Here is a 15,855-nt window from a genome sequence, read left to right as displayed (position 1 = left end):
GGCGTGTCAGGGCCGGCTACCGTTCCCCGCATGAGCACCGTGCAGGAACGGCCGGCTCCCGGCGACACCTCAACCGACCGGCCGGCCGGCGGCAGCCCCACGAGCCGGCCGGTCGGCCTGGCCGCGTTGCTGCCGTACCTGCGGGAGCACCGCGGCACCCTGGTCGTGGTGGGCGCGCTGTCGCTGATCGGCTCGGCGGCGGCGCTGGCGCAGCCGCTGCTCACCCGGTCGGTGCTCGACCGGATCGGCGCCGAGCAGGGGGTGTCCCGGCTGGTGGCGGTGCTGGTGGCCCTCGTGGTGCTCGGCGCGGCGATCGGCGGGCTGCGCGACTATCTGCTGCAACGCACCGCCGAGGGGGTGGTGCTGGGCACCCGGCGTCGGCTGGCCGGTCACCTGCTGCGGCTGCCCATCGCCGAGTACGACCGCCGCCGCACCGGCGACCTGCTCTCCCGGGTCGGCTCGGACACCACCCTGCTGCGCGCGGTCGTCACCTCCGGGCTCTTCGAGACGGTCACCGGGGCGGTGACGGTGGTCGGCGCCGGCACGGCCATGGTGCTGCTCGACCCGCTGCTGTTCGGCGTCACCCTGCTCGGGGTGGCGCTGGGGCTGGCCTTCGCCGCCACCTTCGCCCGCCGGGTCCGGGCGCTGGCCCGAGTCGCCCAGGAGCGGATCGGCGAGATGACCTCGGCGGTGGAGCGGGCCATCTCGGCGGCCCGGACCATCCGGGCCAGCCGCGCCGAGACCCGGGAGACGGAGACCGTGACCGGCAGCGCCCGGGAGGCGTACGCGGCCGGGCTGCGGGTGGCCCGGGTGCAGGCGCTGGTCGGCCCGATCGGCTCGGTCACCGTGCAGGGCGCGTTCCTGCTGGTGCTCGGCATCGGTGGGGCGCGGGTCGCCGCCGGGGCGATCTCCGTCGGCGACCTGGTCGCGTTCGTCATGTACCTGTTCCTGCTGGCGCTGCCGCTGGGTCAGGTGCTGCGGGCGTACACCCAGTTGCAGTCCGGCCTGGGCGCCCTCCAGCGGATCGAGGAGATCCTCGCCGTGCCCGCGGAGGGCGCGGACGACCGACCGGCACCCGCCGCCGCGACGGCGAGACCGCGCCGCCCGACCCCGATGATCGAGTTCGACCGGGTGGGTTTCGGCTACCCGGGCGGCGAGCCGGTGCTGCACGAGGTCAGCTTCGCGGTTCCGGCCGGCACCCGGACCGCCCTGGTCGGCCCGTCCGGCGCCGGCAAGTCCACCCTGCTGGCCCTGGCCGAGCGCTTCTACGAGGTGAGCGCCGGCGCGGTCCGACTCGACGGCACCGACGTACGGGACCTGCCCCGCGACGCGCTGCGGGCCCGGCTCGGCTACGTCGAGCAGGAGGCCCCCGTGCTGGCCGGCACGCTGCGGGAGAACCTGCTGATCACCACTCCGGACGCCACCGACGACCGGTTGCGCGAGGTCCTCGGCGAGGTCAACCTGGGCCACCTGGCGCAGCGCACGCCGCAGGGCCTCGACGTGCAGGTGGGGGAGGGCGGCGTCCTGCTCTCCGGAGGTGAGCGGCAGCGACTGGCCATCGCCCGCGCGCTGCTCGCCGGCCCGCCGGTGCTGCTGCTCGACGAGCCGACCAGCAACCTCGACTCCCGCAACGAGGTCGCGCTGCGCCGCGCCATCGACGCCGTGGCCGTCCGCCGGACGCTGTTGATCGTGGCGCACCGGCTCGCCACCGTGGTCGACGCCGACCAGATCGTCGTCCTCGACGCCGGCCGGGTGGTGGCCGTGGGCACCCACGCCGAACTGACCGCCACCGACCCGCTGTACCGGGAACTCGCCAGCCACCAGCTGCTGGTCGGCTGACCGCGCCCCAGGAAGGCCAACTTGCCGGGCGGCCGGGCCGCGCGCGCCGCCCGGAATCGCGTACCGTTGCCGCTCATGGGTGTGTCGCAACGGTTCAAGAGCAAGTTCCGGCGGTTCCTCCAGCGCCCCGGCTCGACCGTGGATCTTGCTCCGCTGGAGAAACTGCTCCCGGCGATCGAGGCGCGCGAGGCTGAGCTCGCCGCGCTCGACGACGCCGAGCTGACCCAGGCCGCGGGCGTCGCCGCCGGTTACGAGGAGATCTGCGCGGTCGGCCGCGAGGCCGCCCGCCGGGGCCTCGACCAGCGGCCGTACGACGTGCAGCTGCTCGGGGCGATGTCGCTGCTCTCCGGCAAGGTCGCCGAGATGGCCACCGGTGAGGGCAAGACACTGACCGCCACGATCGCCGCGTACGGGCACGTCCGGCTCGGCAACGGCCCGGTGCACGTGCTCACCATCAACGACTACCTGGCCCGCCGCGACGCCCAGTGGATGGAGCCGGTCTACACCCTGCTCGGCCTCACCGTCGGCTGGGTCAACGAGGCATCCAGCCCGCAGGAGCGGCGCGACGCGTACGCCTGCGACGTCACCTACGTCTCGGTCAGCGAGGCGGGCTTCGACTACCTGCGCGACCAGTTGGTCACCGACGTGGAGGACCGGGTGCAGCCGGCGCTGACCACCGCCATCGTCGACGAGGCCGACTCGATCATGATCGACGAGGCCCGGGTGCCGATGGTCCTGGCCGGCGCGGTACCGGGCGAGCAGGACCCGGTGCACGCCGCCGCCGCGCTGGTGCGTGGCCTGCGCAAGGGCAAGCACTACACGGTCGCGGAGGACGGGCGGAGCGTGGCGTTCACCTCCGCCGGCCTGGCCGCCATCGAGGCCAAGCTCGGCATCGATCTGTACGACGAGGAGCACGTCGCGCAGCTCTCCGCGGTCAACGTGGCGCTGCACGCGCACGCCCTGCTGCACCGTGACGTGGATTACATCGTCCGGGACGGCTCGGTCGAGCTGGTCGACGAGATGCGCGGCCGGGTGGCCCAGCGCCGCCGCTGGCCGGACGGTCTCCAGGCCGCGGTCGAGGCCAAGGAGGGGCTGGACGCCACCGCCGAGGGTGAGGTGCTCGGCACCATCGCCATGCAGGCGTACATCGCGCTCTACCCGAAGGTCTGCGGGATGACCGCCACCGCGGTGCTGGTCGGCGACCAGTTGCGGGAGTTCTTCGACCTCGAGGTCGCGGTGATCCCGCCGAACACCCCGTGCATCCGCGAGGACGAGCCGGACCGCATCTACGCCACCCGGGCGGAGAAGGACGAGGCGCTGATCGACGAGATCCAGCGCTGGCACGCCAAGGGGCGGCCGGTGCTGGTCGGCACCCTGGACGTGAAGGAGTCCGAAGGGTTGGCCGCCGGGCTGAACGCCGCCGGAGTGCCCTGCGTCGTGCTGAACGCCAAGAACGACGACGAGGAGGCGGCGATCATCGCCGAGGCCGGCGCGTACGGCGCGGTGACCGTCTCCACCCAGATGGCCGGCCGGGGCGTCGACATCCGGCTCGGCGGCAGCGACCAGACCGACCAGGAGCGGGTCGCCGAGCTGGGCGGGCTCTACGTGATCGGCAGCGGCCGGCACGACAGCCGCCGGGTGGACGACCAGCTGCGCGGTCGGGCCGGCCGGCAGGGCGACCCGGGTGGCTCGGTCTTCTTCGTCAGCCTGGAGGACGACCTCGTCGTCCGGCACGCCGCCGACTCGGTCCCGGCCTCGCCGCGGATGAACGCCGACGGCCTGGTGACCGACGAGCAGGTCGACTACGCGGTGGAGCACGCCCAGCGGGTCGCCGAAGGCGTCAACCACGAGATCCACCGCAACACCTGGCGCTACAGCGTGGTGATCGAGCAGCAGCGCAAGGCCCTCGCCGCACGCCGGGAGCGGCTGCTCACCAGCGACGTGGCCGCGGTGATGCTGCTCGAGAAGGCACCCGAGAAGGCCAGCGAGATGGACGAGGACCTGCTCGCCCGGGCCGCCCGGTCGATCGCGCTCTACCACCTGGACCGGCTCTGGGCCGAGCACCTGGCCGAGCTGTCGGAGGTCCGCGAGGGCGTGCACCTGCGCGCGCTGGGCCGGCTCGACCCGCTGGACGAGTTCCACCGGGCCGCGGTGCCGGCGTTCAACGACCTGATCCCGGAGATCGAGGCCCGCACCATCGCCACCTTCACCGAGACCGAATTCGATGAGGACTGGCAGCCCGACGACGGCACCCTGGTCCGGCCCACCGCCACTTGGACGTACCTGGTGCACGACAACCCGTTCGGGTCCGAGCTCGACCGGCTCATCGCGTCGATCGGGCGGCGGCTCAGCGGCGCCTCGCGCTGACGTACCGACCGTCGGGGCCCCGGTCGCGCCTCCGGGTGCGGCAGGGGCCCCGATTTACGCCGTTTCGACCCAGGTTTCCCAGGGTAGTAGGGCTGGTCGGTCGAGTCGGGGAGAGAGCAGACGATGACACAGGTGACGATGCTTGCCGGGCAGGCGCGAGAGGGCACGGAGGCAGCGAACCGGTGAACCTCGACACGCGGGAACCGGTGGTGCAGACCCTCGGCGTCCTGGAAGCAGCCGCGCTGTTACGGGAGCTGACCGCCGGGCTGATCGCCCTGACCGACTTTGATGATGCGCTGCTCGCGCTGGTCCGGGTCACCCGGGACGCGGTCGCCGGGGTGCGCTGGTGCGGGTTCACCGCCCTGCGAGCCGGCGAGCCGGCCGGGGTGGCCGCCTCCGACGAGGCGCTGGCCGGGCTGGACGACCTGCGGCACGGGCCGGACTCGCCGGCGATGAGCGCGATCCACCGCCGCGAGATGATCCTCGCCGCCGACCTGGCCGCTGAGCCCCGCTGGCCGGCCTGGACGGCGCGCGCCCGCGACCTCGGCGTACGCGGGGTCATCTCCGCGCCGGTCGACATCGACGACCAGGTGATCGGCGCGATCAACCTGTACGCCGCCGCGCCGGACCTGTTGACCCCGCAACACCAGTTGACCGCGATGCTGCTCGCCGAACACGCCGGCCTGCTGCTCGCCGCCGTCCGCGACCGCAGCCGACAGCTCACCCTCGCCGGTGAACGGGACGCCTCGCTCCTGCACGACGGCGTGGTGGGCCAGGCCGTCGGCGTGATCATGACGCAGCGCGGGTGCCCGCCGGCCGAGGCCCTCGACGTGCTCCGTACCGCCGCCTCGTCACTGGACATCCCGCTGCGCGAGGTGGCCGAGCGACTGGTCCGGACAGTCTCCCGCCAACGCGACACCTGACCCTCGGCCGGGTTGGCCGGGTTGGCCGGGTTGGCCCTGTGGGCCCTGTGGGCCCTGTGGGCCCTGTGGGCCCTGTGGGCCCTGTGGGCCCTGTGGGCCCTGTGGGCCCTGTGGGCCCTGTGGGCCCTGTGGGCCCTGTGGGCCCTGTTCCCTGTGGGCCCTGTGGGCCCGGTGGGCCGGTGGGCCCGGTTGGCCGCCTGGGCCCCGTTTGGCCTCCTGGGCCCGGGCGGCCGTCTCGGCCGCGTGGGCCGCGCCGGCTGGCGTGATCAACTCGGGTTCCTGGAACTCGGGGTGTCACGGGCCGGCGAATGCCCCGATTTCCTGAAACCCGAGTCGATCACCCGTCGGTCCGGCCGTCCGGCCGGCCGTCCGCCGTCCGGTGTCGGCGGGCGGCGTCCGGTGTCGGCGGGCGGCGGTGCCCGTTCTCCCTGCTGCCGGCGAGTCGGGCGGCATCGTTTCGCCTCGACCGGCCCCGGGTAGCACTCTGGTCAGGTGAGCTGCGCCGACCCGGGGGAGGACCGATGCAGAGCCGGCTGCGGGTGCAGGGGCACCCGATCCAACCGATGCTGGTGACGTTCCCGCTCGGGCTCTTCGTGAGCGCCACCGTCTTCGACCTCACCGACGTGGTCGGCGGGCCCGCGTTCCTCGGCGAGGTCGGCTACTGGACGGGCGTCGCCGCCCTCGTCGCCGCCGCGCTGACCGCCGTGGCCGGCATGGTCGACCTGTGGGACGTGCCGGTCGACCGTACCCGCCGCACCGCCGTCGCCTTCAACCTGGTGAACGCGGTGATGGCCGCCATGTTCCTGCTCACCTGTCTGGTCCGGTCACACTCGCCGCAGCGCGGCGCGTCGGTCGCGATCCTGGTCACCGAGCTGGTCGCGCTGGCCGTCGGCGGGGTCGGAGTGCACCTGGGCGCCCGGCTGATGCGCCAGTTCGACAGCGGCCGGGCCGAGGCCGGCGGCCTGGACGCGTTGGCCGGCTCCACCGGCGAGATCGCCCGCCCCTGACCCGACCTGCCGCCCCTGACCCGACCTGCCGGACCGGCCCCGACCTGCGAGCTCGGGCCCCGAGCTGCCGGACCGGGGCCCGAGCTGCCGGACTGGCCCCGATCTGCCGGACTGGCCTCGATCTGCCGGGCCGGGCCCCGATCTGCCGGGCCGGCCGGCTTGAGCTGCCAGACCTGGCCCCCGAGCTGCTCGACCCGCGAGCCGGGCGCCCCGCCGGCCGGCGGGCCCCGCCCGTGAGGCCGGCATTCGGTCGGCTGGTCGGTCTACCATCCGCGGATGACCTCCCCGCTGGACACCCTCCCGAAGATCGGTGCGCCCGCCACCCGGGCCCTGCACGGCGCCGGCTACACCGCGCTGCGCCAGCTCGCGGGCGTCCCCCGGGTGGACCTGGCCAAGCTGCACGGCATGGGCCCCAAAGCGCTCGGAATCCTCCAGGCCGCCCTCGAAGAGCACGGGCTCGGCCTGGGCTGAGATCCACTGCGGACGCCCGGCCGGGGGACGGCAAACGCGTTGCCGGCCGGGCGGCGGCAAATGGGTTGCCGGTCGAGGTGACCGGCGGCGAGGCTGACCGCCATGACCGCCGAGCGTGACGCCGAGGACTTGATCGCGGAGGCTGCCGCCGCGCCCGTCGATGGTTGGGGCTTCGGCTGGCTGGCTGGCCGGGCCACCGAGGAGCGTCCACCCTGGGGGTACGCCCGGCTCGTCGCCGACCGGATGGCGCATGCCGACGCGGCTCTGGACGTGGACACCGGCGGCGGGGAGGTGCTCGCCGAGGTGCCGCGTCCTCCGAAGCTGCTGACGGCGATCGAGGCGTGGCCGCCGAATGTGGAGGTCGCCCGGCGGACCCTGCGTCGGGTCGGCGCGTCGGTGGTGGCGGTCGCGCCGGACGGGCCGCTGCCGTTTCGCGACGCCTCGTTCGACCTGGTGGTCAGTCGACATCCGGTGCGTACCGACTGGGTTCAGACGGCGCGGGTGCTGCGGCCGGGCGGGACGTTCCTGTCGCAGCAGATCGGCGCGGGCACCATGCGGGAGTTGAGTGAGGCGATCCTCGGGCCGTTGCCGCCGCCGACCCAGCGGCACCCCGAACACGCGGTCGCCGCCGCCGAGGCGGCTGGCCTGCGGGTGGTCGACCTGCGTCGGGCCACCCTGCGGGCGACTTTTTCCGACATCGGCGCGGTGGTCTGGTTCCTGCGCAAGGTGGTCTGGACGGTGCCCGGCTTCACGGTCAACCGTTACCGCGCACCGCTGCGCGACCTCCACCACCGCATCGCAAAAGAGGGCCCCTTCGTCGCCCACGCCCAACGCTTCCTCATCGAGGCCACCCGCCCCTGACAGCCACCCCCGCCCGCCCCTGCCGGAGACCCACACCCGCCGATCTTGCACTTTCGGCACCCGCGAAAGCCGCCTATCAGGGCAATCCGACCGCCGAAACTGCAAGATCGACGGGCGACGGGCGACGGGCGACGGGCGACGGGCGACGGGCGACGGGCGACGGGCGAGGGCGAGGGCGAGGGGCGGGGTTAGTGGGGGTGGGTTTGGTGGTGGGTTGCTAGGACGTCGGCGCCGAAGTCGCTGGCGGGGCGGCGCAGCACGGTGTGCGCGTGGTTGCCGTCGGCGGTGGTGTTGTCGTACTCGATCAGCAGGTCGTCGCCCTGCACCCGGTAGTAGTGCCGCCGCCCGGGGTGGGTCGGGCCGGCCCAGGCGAAGTGCAGCGGGCCGGCATCCAGTCGAGCCGCCTCCCGGATGGCCAGCTCGGGCGGCAGTCGGTCCAGGTAGAGGGCGACCACCTGGTCGAGCAGCGCGCGGCCGGTCGGTCCCAACCGCTCCGCGGGTACGCCGAGCGGCTCCAGCGGTGCGTCGACCCGCCCGCGGGTGGCGCTGATGATGTCCGTCGGCGCCTCGTCGGCGATGACCGCGGCGGCCCGCTCGGCCGGGCCCAGCGCGTCGAGCAGGGCGCGGGCCAAGTCCTCCTCGACGCCGAGGGGGCGGGAGACCGGCCGGCCGGCGTAGCGGACCGCGGCCGGGTTGGCGCCGAAGAAGATCGGGGCGGGGGAGACCTGTCCGTCCACCACGGTCATGTTCACCGACAGGTGGTGCCCTTCGAGTCGCCACGCCCAGCGGTCGTCGCGCGCCGGGTCGCCGAACACGGCCACCCAGTAGTCGGCGCTGTGCCGCCCGCGTTGCCAGCCCTCGGCCCGGTCCAGCACCTCCTCCAGCGAGATGATCGCCATCGCCTGCGCGTACGCCGAAGGGCTGAGCGCGGTGGCCAGCAGCCGGTGGGCGGCCTTGCGGGCGGTGACGTCGAGCTCGGCGAGGCAGACGCCCGGTCGGGGCCGGGGCCGGTATTCCAGCCAGCGTCGGGCCGCCTCGTCGTCGAACGAGTGCACGGCGCTCTCGCGGGCGGCGGGGTCGAGCGCGGTCAGCAGCGCGGTGCTGGCGGCCCGCATCTGCTCGGGCAGAGGATCTTCCACCGACCCTGTATACCGGCCGGCCGTGCCGGTGTCAGCCGACGCGCAGCAGCTCGGTCATCTCCGCCAGGTCGAAGAAGCGGGCGGTCTCGATGGCCGACGGGTTGCCGTGCGCCGGATCCGCGCCGGCGGCGAGGAGCGCGCGGACTGCTTCGGTGCTGCTGCGGAAGACCGCCGCGGCCAACGCGGTCTGCCCCCGGTCGTTGGCCCGGGTGTGGTCGGCGCCGCGGCTGAGCAGGGCGGCCACCGTGTCCGGGTGGGCGTGGTACGCGGCCAGGATGAGCAGCGTGTCGCCCTTGTCGTTGGTGAGGTTGACCGGCAGGCCGGCGTCGATCTGCGCTGCCAGCTCGTCGGTGGCGCCGGCTCGGGCCAGGTCGAACATCCGGTGCGCGAACGCCAGCGTCTCGGCGTCGAGGTTCTCGGTCACCGGTCCAGGTTAGCCACACCGGTGCTGATAGTTTGCTCGGCCGGCGCGCTGGGTGAGGGGTCCGATGGGTGAGACGGTGTACGTGGGTAACGCGGGCGTCGACGGCGCCACCAACGCCGGTTGGCTGCTCGGGCACTTCGCGCCGCCGGGGGAGATCCGGCACAGCACCGACGTCGAGGTGAAGTGGGGTGTGCACCCGCCCGGTCAGGCCCGGTCGCGGTGGGCGACCGGCGAGGTGCGGACCACTCTGCTCGTACTCGTCGAGGGGTGTTTCCGGGTGGAGTTGCCGGACCGGACGGTACGGCTGGCCGCGCCGGGCGACTACGTGGTGTGGGCTCGTGGGGTGGACCACTCCTGGTTCGCCGAGTGCGCGTCGGTGGTGTTGACAGTGCGCTGGCCGTCGTTGCCGGGCTATCGGGCGGACCCGCCAGTGCTGCGCTGATCGGCTCTTGGACGGCCGACTCCGTGTCCCAACAGACGGAATTACCTACTAAACCTATAGGCTTTGCCGTCTAGAGTACGAGGGCACCCCGCCGAACGACCCGCGAGGAACCGCCATGACGCACCACCGTCCGCAGCCCGACCTGCTCACCGTTGCCGCCGGGTGGGCCGACCCGGCCGGCTGGCCGGTCGCGCTGCGCTTCGACCCCGCCGAACGCTGGTACGCCCGCCTCGCCGTCAGCGACGAGCACGAGGTGTGGGCGCTGAGCTGGCTGCCCGGGCAGGGCACCGACCTGCACGATCACGGCGGCTCCTCCGGAGCGTTCCGGGTGGTCGGCGGCGTGCTCACCGAGGAGACGGTCAGCGCCGGCCGGCTCCGCCCCCGACTACTGCCGGCCGGCGCCGGCCGTCGCTTCGGCCCCCGGCACGTGCACCAGGTCACCAACCGGGGCTCGGTGCCGGCGGTCAGCGTGCACGTCTACCGACCGGCGCTGCTGCGGATGACCCGCTACGACCTCCTGGACGGGCGGCTGCGGGTCGCCGAGGTCGCCGAGGCGGGCCGGTCCTGGTAGCCGCGCACCGAGTCCCCCTGTCACCGGAAGGAACCGAGAATGCAGATAACCGCCGAGCACTGTCCCGCCCCCGTGCCGCCGCCGGGCTCCCGCGGCATCGACGAGATCCTGGCCGACGCCCGGGCCCGGCTGCACCGGCTGGACCCGGAGCGGGCGCACCTGGCGTACCGGGCCGGAGCGCTGCTGGTCGACATCCGCCCGGCCGCGCAGCGGGCCGCGCACGGCGTGGTGCCGGGTTCGCTCATCGTCGAGCGCAACGTGCTGGAGTGGCGCTTCGACCCACGCTGCCCGGCCCGGCTGCCGCAGGCCGTCGACTACGACGTGCCGGTGGTGATCCTCTGCCAGGAGGGCTACACCTCGTCGCTGGCAGCCGCCGCGTTGCAGGACGTCGGCCTGCACCGGGCCACCGATGTGGTCGGTGGGTTCGCGGCCTGGCGGATCGCCGGCCTGCCGGCCCTCGGCCCGACCCCACTGCACCCCTCTCCCCATGCGTCCCCGGTCAACGCCGGGTGGGCGCGCCACTGACCGCCACGCCACACCCGGCGTGGCGGCCGCACCGCCACTCAGGAGGCACCATGTCCGTCGTCGCCATCCCCACCCGCCGCCACCCGGGGGTGCGCCCGGCCCGCCCGCGCACCAGCCCGACCCTGACCATCACCCTCGACCTCGTCCCCGGGCCGCTGAGCCCCCGGCTGGCTCGGCTGGTGCGGTTGCTCGGCGAGCTGGCCGAATCGGGCGAGGGTCAACTGCGCGCCGTGGAGGACGCCACGTCGGGGCCGCGACCGGCCCCGAGCCCCGCCACCGCCGAACCGTCCGCCGAGGCCGACCGCGTCCGCATCCTGGCCGGCTCGCGGATGGTCCGCCAGGGCGACCGGGTCATTCCGCTGACCCGCATCGAGTACGAGCTGCTGCTGTTCCTGGCCGAGCGGCCCCGCCGGGTCTTCACCCGCCTGCAACTGCTCTCCAGCGTCTGGGGCTACGAGCACGCGGTGGCCCGGACGGTGGACGTGCACGTCCGCCGGCTGCGCACCAAGCTGGCCGGCTCGGAGGTGGTGACCACCGTCTACGGGGTCGGGTACCGGCTGGCCGACGAGGCCCCGGTCAGCGTGGATCACAGCAGCTGAGCCCTGGTCCGGCGGCGAGGTGACCGGCCTGGTGAACCGGTCGGGGACCCCCGTATCGGGGCAACTCGACGACTCTGCTGTAATCATCAGGCCTCGTACGCAGAGCGAGCATCTGGCTCCGATGTGTTCGTCAATTGTCACATTCATGCAACGCAGCCGCCTCTTGACCCTCGCCCAGGCGCCGGGAAGCATCGATGAAGCGGCGTCCCGGGCCGTGGGGAGATACCCGGACCAGCCCAAGGAGGACCATGTCGGTCAGCCCCGCCTCGTCGCGCGCCGGATGGCATACGTCCCAACCCGCAGTGCCCGGTCGACCCCCCGGCGGCCAGCGTCGTCCGGCGAACACCGCCGCGCCCGTGCTCACCGTGACGCTGTCCATCCCGCTGGCCTGTGAGGAGTCGCTGACCCCGGCGGCGCGTCGGCTGCTGGAGGCCGCTCGCGAGATGCTGGAGCGGGGCGAAGGGGTGATCATCGGCTCGGTACCGGCCGAACGCCGTCCCGACCAGGCGGCCACCAACCGGTCGCCGGCCCGCCCGGTCAGCCCGACCATTCCCGCCCTGCACATCCTCGCCTCGTCGCGTTCGGTGCTGCGCGACGAGGAGCCGCTGCCGCTGACCCGGCTGGAGTTCGACCTGTTGCTGCACCTGGTCGCCCACCCGCGCCGGGTGTTCACCCGGCTGCAACTGCTCAACGCCGTCTGGGGCTACGAGCACGCCGGCGTGCGCACCGTCGACGTGCACGTGCGTCGGCTGCGCGGCAAGGTCGGCGTGGACGTCCCGCTGGTCACCACCGTCTACGGCGTGGGCTACCGGCTGGCCGACGACGCCCGGGTCACCATCGACCGCACCGGCTGACCGGCGGCACCGGCGCACCCGGCGCGGGGCAGGATGGCTTGGTGCGCATCCGCCCCATCTCGCCCGACCTGCTCGTCACCGAGCTGACCGGCCGGCTGGCCGACGCGGCGGCCCGCGCCGCGACCTCCGCCGCCGGGCCCGCGCGACTGCGGGTGGCCGTGGACGGCGCGCCCGCCGCCGGCGCCGACGAACTGGCCGCGGCGCTGGTCGACCCGCTGCGCGCCCAGGGCCGCCCGGTGCTGCACGTCCGCGCCACCGACTTCCTCCGCCCCGCGTCGCTGCGCTTCGAGTTGGGCCGCGCCAACCCCGACTCCTTCTACGAGGCATGGGTCGACGAGGCCGGGCTGCGCCGGGAGGTGCTCGACCCGGCCGGTCCGGGCGGTACCGGCCGGCTCCTCCCGTCGCTCTGGGACGCCGACGCCGACCGGGCCAGCCGCGCCCGCTACGTCGACCTGGCACCCGGCGGTGTCGTCCTGGTCAGCGGCTCGCTGCTGCTCGGCGGTGCGCTGCCCTTCGACGTGACCGTCCACCTGGAGCTGTCCCCGGCGGCGCTGCGCCGGCGTACCGAACCCGCCCAGGCGTGGGCGCTGCCCGCCTTCGACCGGTACGCCGACGAGGTCGCCCCGGCCAGCTTCGCCGACGTGGTGGTACGCGCGGACGACCCCCGCCGACCAGCGCTCGTGGAGCCCGGCGGGTACGCCTGACAACAACCGAGAATTTGTCGGTTTGCGCGGCTGATCGGGCGGGTACTCGCCCGGCTCACAGAGCGCGGGTCACCGCCCGCGCACCGAACGCGACCGTGACCGGGGCCCCGCGCCGCCGGCGCCCGGTTCACCTTGAGCCACAGGCCCAGAAAGGCAGGCAGCGATGCTCGTCCACGACACGGTCGGTACGACCCGGTCCCAGACGGAGATCGAACAGATCCGACAGTCGCTCCAGGCGCGTTACGACGAGCTGACCGCGGAGTACGACCAGGCGGTGCTTCAGAGCCAGGTGCTGCGGCTGGTGGAGGTCGGCGACACCGCCGGCGACGACCAGGCCGACAGCGGCACCAAGACCGCCGAGCGGGACACCGCCCAGTCCCTGTTGCGCACCATCCTCGACCGCCGCGCCCAGTACGAGCACGCCCTCGGCCGGCTCGAAGAGGGCACCTACGGCTGGTGCGAGGGCTGCTCGGCGGCGATCCCGGTGGAACGGCTGGAGATCTTCCCGTCCGCCACCACGTGCGTGACGTGCAAGCAGACCCGCGAGCGGCGGGCGGCCTGAGCCACCCCAGCGGTTGCCGGTCGGTCCGCGACGCGATGGACTTCACTCATGGGTGACATCCTGGTGGGCACCGCGTCCTGGACCGACCGCACGCTGCTGGACTCCGGGTGGTACCCGCAGACCGCCGACACCCCGGAGAAGCGGCTGGCCTACTACGCCCGGCAGTTCCCGCTGGTCGAAGTGGACGCCACCTACTACTCGCCGCCCGCCGAGGCGACCGCGCGGCTGTGGGCCGAACGCACCCCGGCCGGCTTCACCTTCAACATCAAGGCGTTCAGCCTGCTCACCGGGCACCCCACCCGGGTGAGCGCGCTCTACAAGGACCTGCGCCCGGAGACCGACAAGAAGAACGTCTACCCCGACGACCTGCCCGCGCAGTCGTACGAGGAGGTGTGGACGCGCTTCCTGTCCGCGCTGGACCCGCTGGTCGAGGCCGGCAAGCTCGGCGCGCTGCTGTTCCAGTTCCCGCCCTGGTTCACCATCAAGCGGGCCAACAAGCAGTACCTGCTGGAGGTGGCGAAGCGCTGCGCGCCGCTGCGCCCGGTCTACGAGTTCCGGCACGCCTCCTGGTTCGACGGCGACAACGCCGACGAGACCCTGGCCTTCCTGCGCGAGCACAAACTGCCGTACGTCTGCGTGGACATGCCGCAGGGTCACCGCTCGTCGCTGCCCCCGGTGCTGGCCGCCACCGCGGACCTCGCGGTCATGCGTTTCCACGGGCACAGCGACAAGTGGACCAGCAAGGACATCCACGAGAAGTTCGGCTACCACTACTCCAAGCGGGAGTTGGCCGACTGGGCGCCGAAGCTGCGCGAACTGGCCGACGAGGCCGGTCAGACCCACGTGCTCATGAACAACTGCTACCGCGACTACGCGCAGACCAACGCGAAAACCCTCGCGGGTCTGCTCAACGTCGACTGATCTCACCCGATCCGGGTGGGGCCGCCTCACCCGCCCCGCGGGGAGGGTGGACGCGGTGGGTACGGCCGCCCGTGGACGGCCGACGCCGGAGACGACACGGAGGTGACGGGGATGACGGTTCGAGTGGTGACGGATCGACGGCGGGGTGCCGTTCTGCATGTGGTCGGCGCGGCCGACAATGCCCGGCGCGCCCCGCAGGGCAGCCCGGTGCGGGCCCGCCGTGGCCCGGTGGGGCCGCCGCGCCGCGCCGACTACCGACGGTGGGACAGCACGGAACGGGGGTCGACCGATGGCTGACACGATGATCTCAGCGTTCGAGTCCTCGCTGGACAAGACGAACCTCATTCTCAAGGACATCGAGAACGCCTACGGCTGGCCGAAGGATCGGCGCAACCAGTCGTACGCGGCCCTGCGCACGGTGCTGCACCTGCTGCGCGACCGGCTACCGGTGGACGAGAGCGTGGAGTTCGCCCAGCAGTTGCCGGTGCTGGTCCGGGGGATCTACTTCGACGGCTGGGTGCCGTCCGACGTGCCGATCAAGCTCAACCGCGACGACTTCCTGTACGAAGTCCGGCAGGGCTTCCCGTACGACGCGGAGGGTGGCCCGGAGCGGGTGACGCAGGTGGTGCTGGACACCCTGCGCCGCCACGTCACCCAGGGTGAGTGGCAGGACGTGAAGGACACCATGCCCAAGGACCTCGCCGCGATGATGCCGTGACGGCCTGAGCCGACACCGCGAGCCCGCCCGACTGCCGTCGGGCGGGCTCATTCGTCGTCAGCGGCCGCCTCGGCGGCGGTCGGCACCCGGGACACCGGATGCCCGGCCCGCCGGGCCAGCGCGGCGAACGCGACGGCGTCCACGATCGCGGCGCCGCCGGGGTCGTTGTTGAAATAGACGTACGCCGGCTCGTCCTCGCCGAAGGCGTCGGTCAGCCGATCCACCCAGGATCGCAGCGCGGCCCGACCGTAACGGGGCCACGGCCGCGCCCGCCCCTCGTGCAACCGGAGGTAGCCGAAGTCGGTGGTGCGCCAGCGGGGGGCGACCGGGCGTCCCAGCCGGTCCGCCCAGACCAGCGCGGCCCGACGCCGTTCCAGCACCGCCCGGGTGGCGTCGGTCCACCAGGACGGGTGCCGGGGCTCGACCGCGACCCGCACCTGCGCCGGGAACAGTCGCAGCGTCGCGTCCAGCGCCTCGACATCCGCCCGCAGGTTCGGTGGCAGTTGCAGCAGCACGGGGCCGAGCCGGTCACCGAGCGCGGTGGCGCGGCCGAGGAACCGGGCCACCGGCTCCGCCGGGTCACGCAGCCGTTTGATGTGGGTGAGGTAGCGGCTCATCTTCACCGCCACGCAGAAGTCCGCCGGGGTCCGCGCCCGCCAGGCGGCGAAGGTGTCCCGCTCGGGCAGCCGGTAGAACGCGTTGTTGACCTCGACCGTGGCGAACCCGGCCGCGAAGTGCTCCAGCCAGAGCCGCTGCGGCAGCCGCTGCGGGTAGAAGCGGCCGCGCCAGTCCCGGTACTGCCAGCCGGACGTGCCCACCAGGATCACCACCCCATCCTGGCACTCTCCGCCGCCGCTCGCGAACTGCCCGTGTCGCCCCGGTTCGGCGTCTACGGTGAGGGTTAGAGAAGATCGCGCGTGGGGTACCA

The 15,855-nt window shown here is 73.6% G+C and carries 19 protein-coding genes; 16 read left to right on the top strand and 3 right to left on the bottom strand.

Annotated features, from left to right (window positions below; all coding sequences use genetic code 11):
- Window positions 1–30 precede the first annotated feature (30 nt).
- The 6 genes from AC5L30_RS24470 to AC5L30_RS24445 all read left to right on the top strand — a co-directional run bounded on the left by AC5L30_RS24470 (window position 31) and on the right by AC5L30_RS24445 (window position 7,468).
- Window positions 31–1,839, top strand: coding sequence for an ABC transporter ATP-binding protein (locus AC5L30_RS24470; protein WP_494869963.1), 1,809 nt, complete (start codon window positions 31–33; stop codon window positions 1,837–1,839).
- Window positions 1,840–1,914: 75 nt separating this feature from the next.
- Window positions 1,915–4,206 (top strand): accessory Sec system translocase SecA2, encoded by a 2,292-nt coding sequence (secA2, locus tag AC5L30_RS24465; RefSeq protein ID WP_494869962.1) that lies wholly within the window; start codon window positions 1,915–1,917, stop codon window positions 4,204–4,206.
- Between the two features lie 182 nt (window positions 4,207–4,388).
- A complete protein-coding gene (locus AC5L30_RS24460; protein WP_494869961.1) occupies window positions 4,389–5,129 on the top strand; it encodes a GAF and ANTAR domain-containing protein in 741 nt (246 codons plus the stop codon).
- Between the two features lie 521 nt (window positions 5,130–5,650).
- The gene (locus tag AC5L30_RS24455) at window positions 5,651–6,136 is read left to right on the top strand and encodes a DUF2231 domain-containing protein (RefSeq protein WP_494869960.1); all 486 of its coding nucleotides are present in this window, start codon (window positions 5,651–5,653) and stop codon (window positions 6,134–6,136) included.
- A 276-nt stretch (window positions 6,137–6,412) separates the two neighbouring features.
- Window positions 6,413–6,607 carry a helix-hairpin-helix domain-containing protein gene (locus tag AC5L30_RS24450; protein WP_494869959.1) on the top strand — a complete coding sequence of 65 codons (195 nt, stop codon included), beginning with the start codon at window positions 6,413–6,415 and terminating at the stop codon, window positions 6,605–6,607.
- Between the two features lie 102 nt (window positions 6,608–6,709).
- Window positions 6,710–7,468 (top strand): class I SAM-dependent methyltransferase, encoded by a 759-nt coding sequence (locus AC5L30_RS24445; protein ID WP_494869958.1) that lies wholly within the window; start codon window positions 6,710–6,712, stop codon window positions 7,466–7,468.
- Between the two features lie 188 nt (window positions 7,469–7,656).
- On the opposite strand, the gene AC5L30_RS24440 is transcribed toward AC5L30_RS24445, so the two are convergent.
- Together AC5L30_RS24440 and AC5L30_RS24435 are read right to left on the bottom strand one after the other, a co-directional pair.
- Entirely contained in the window at window positions 7,657–8,607 is a 951-nt protein-coding gene (locus tag AC5L30_RS24440; RefSeq protein ID WP_494869957.1) for a DUF3500 domain-containing protein, read from the bottom strand.
- Window positions 8,608–8,638: 31 nt separating this feature from the next.
- Complete coding sequence (locus AC5L30_RS24435) at window positions 8,639–9,031, bottom strand: ankyrin repeat domain-containing protein (RefSeq protein ID WP_494869956.1); 393 nt, start codon at window positions 9,029–9,031, stop codon at window positions 8,639–8,641.
- Between the two features lie 64 nt (window positions 9,032–9,095).
- On the opposite strand from AC5L30_RS24435, the gene AC5L30_RS24430 reads away from it, so the two are divergent.
- From AC5L30_RS24430 to AC5L30_RS24385, 10 genes are all read left to right on the top strand, one after another.
- Window positions 9,096–9,473, top strand: a complete 378-nt coding sequence (locus tag AC5L30_RS24430) for a signal peptidase I (RefSeq protein ID WP_494869955.1) — start codon at window positions 9,096–9,098, stop codon at window positions 9,471–9,473.
- A 115-nt stretch (window positions 9,474–9,588) separates the two neighbouring features.
- The gene (locus tag AC5L30_RS24425) at window positions 9,589–10,044 is read left to right on the top strand and encodes a cysteine dioxygenase (RefSeq protein WP_494869954.1); all 456 of its coding nucleotides are present in this window, start codon (window positions 9,589–9,591) and stop codon (window positions 10,042–10,044) included.
- Window positions 10,045–10,083: 39 nt separating this feature from the next.
- Entirely contained in the window at window positions 10,084–10,569 is a 486-nt protein-coding gene (locus AC5L30_RS24420) for a rhodanese-like domain-containing protein (RefSeq protein WP_494869953.1), read from the top strand.
- A gap of 50 nt (window positions 10,570–10,619) precedes the next feature.
- Window positions 10,620–11,168, top strand: coding sequence for a winged helix-turn-helix domain-containing protein (locus AC5L30_RS24415; RefSeq protein WP_494869952.1), 549 nt, complete (start codon window positions 10,620–10,622; stop codon window positions 11,166–11,168).
- Between the two features lie 248 nt (window positions 11,169–11,416).
- Window positions 11,417–12,022: a winged helix-turn-helix domain-containing protein gene (locus tag AC5L30_RS24410; protein WP_494869951.1), complete on the top strand. Its 606-nt coding sequence runs from the start codon at window positions 11,417–11,419 to the stop codon at window positions 12,020–12,022.
- Between the two features lie 41 nt (window positions 12,023–12,063).
- Window positions 12,064–12,726: a nucleoside/nucleotide kinase family protein gene (locus AC5L30_RS24405; RefSeq protein ID WP_494869950.1), complete on the top strand. Its 663-nt coding sequence runs from the start codon at window positions 12,064–12,066 to the stop codon at window positions 12,724–12,726.
- A 163-nt stretch (window positions 12,727–12,889) separates the two neighbouring features.
- Window positions 12,890–13,288: a TraR/DksA family transcriptional regulator gene (locus AC5L30_RS24400; protein ID WP_494869949.1), complete on the top strand. Its 399-nt coding sequence runs from the start codon at window positions 12,890–12,892 to the stop codon at window positions 13,286–13,288.
- Window positions 13,289–13,336: 48 nt separating this feature from the next.
- A complete protein-coding gene (locus AC5L30_RS24395) occupies window positions 13,337–14,209 on the top strand; it encodes a DUF72 domain-containing protein (RefSeq protein WP_494869948.1) in 873 nt (290 codons plus the stop codon).
- A gap of 111 nt (window positions 14,210–14,320) precedes the next feature.
- Complete coding sequence (locus tag AC5L30_RS24390; RefSeq protein ID WP_494869947.1) at window positions 14,321–14,506, top strand: hypothetical protein; 186 nt, start codon at window positions 14,321–14,323, stop codon at window positions 14,504–14,506.
- Window positions 14,499–14,927, top strand: a complete 429-nt coding sequence (locus AC5L30_RS24385; protein ID WP_494869946.1) for a DUF2267 domain-containing protein — start codon at window positions 14,499–14,501, stop codon at window positions 14,925–14,927. Before AC5L30_RS24390 ends, AC5L30_RS24385 begins: the two co-directional genes overlap by 8 nt.
- Window positions 14,928–14,974: 47 nt before the next feature.
- Here AC5L30_RS24385 and AC5L30_RS24380 read toward each other — a convergent pair whose 3' ends face one another.
- Complete coding sequence (locus tag AC5L30_RS24380) at window positions 14,975–15,754, bottom strand: DUF72 domain-containing protein (RefSeq protein WP_494869945.1); 780 nt, start codon at window positions 15,752–15,754, stop codon at window positions 14,975–14,977.
- Window positions 15,755–15,855 lie beyond the last annotated feature (101 nt).

The organism is Micromonospora sp. BQ32, assembly GCF_059358895.1.
The sequence above is the reverse complement of the archived record's forward strand: the minus strand, read 5'-3'. Positions and strand labels throughout refer to the sequence as shown.

Excerpts from the sequence above, each read along its gene's own strand:
- AC5L30_RS24385 (WP_494869946.1), top strand. The coding sequence starts at position 14,499 with ATGGCTGACACGATGATCTCAGCGTTCGAGTCCTCGCTGGACAAGACG.
- AC5L30_RS24430 (WP_494869955.1), top strand. The coding sequence starts at position 9,096 with ATGGGTGAGACGGTGTACGTGGGTAACGCGGGCGTCGACGGCGCCACC.
- AC5L30_RS24420 (WP_494869953.1), top strand. The coding sequence starts at position 10,084 with ATGCAGATAACCGCCGAGCACTGTCCCGCCCCCGTGCCGCCGCCGGGC.
- secA2 (WP_494869962.1), top strand. The coding sequence starts at position 1,915 with ATGGGTGTGTCGCAACGGTTCAAGAGCAAGTTCCGGCGGTTCCTCCAG.
- AC5L30_RS24400 (WP_494869949.1), top strand. The coding sequence starts at position 12,890 with ATGCTCGTCCACGACACGGTCGGTACGACCCGGTCCCAGACGGAGATC.
- AC5L30_RS24450 (WP_494869959.1), top strand. The coding sequence starts at position 6,413 with ATGACCTCCCCGCTGGACACCCTCCCGAAGATCGGTGCGCCCGCCACC.
- AC5L30_RS24410 (WP_494869951.1), top strand. The coding sequence starts at position 11,417 with ATGTCGGTCAGCCCCGCCTCGTCGCGCGCCGGATGGCATACGTCCCAA.
- AC5L30_RS24470 (WP_494869963.1), top strand. The coding sequence starts at position 31 with ATGAGCACCGTGCAGGAACGGCCGGCTCCCGGCGACACCTCAACCGAC.
- AC5L30_RS24390 (WP_494869947.1), top strand. The coding sequence starts at position 14,321 with ATGACGGTTCGAGTGGTGACGGATCGACGGCGGGGTGCCGTTCTGCAT.
- AC5L30_RS24445 (WP_494869958.1), top strand. The coding sequence starts at position 6,710 with ATGACCGCCGAGCGTGACGCCGAGGACTTGATCGCGGAGGCTGCCGCC.
- AC5L30_RS24455 (WP_494869960.1), top strand. The coding sequence starts at position 5,651 with ATGCAGAGCCGGCTGCGGGTGCAGGGGCACCCGATCCAACCGATGCTG.
- AC5L30_RS24425 (WP_494869954.1), top strand. The coding sequence starts at position 9,589 with ATGACGCACCACCGTCCGCAGCCCGACCTGCTCACCGTTGCCGCCGGG.
- AC5L30_RS24415 (WP_494869952.1), top strand. The coding sequence starts at position 10,620 with ATGTCCGTCGTCGCCATCCCCACCCGCCGCCACCCGGGGGTGCGCCCG.
- AC5L30_RS24395 (WP_494869948.1), top strand. The coding sequence starts at position 13,337 with ATGGGTGACATCCTGGTGGGCACCGCGTCCTGGACCGACCGCACGCTG.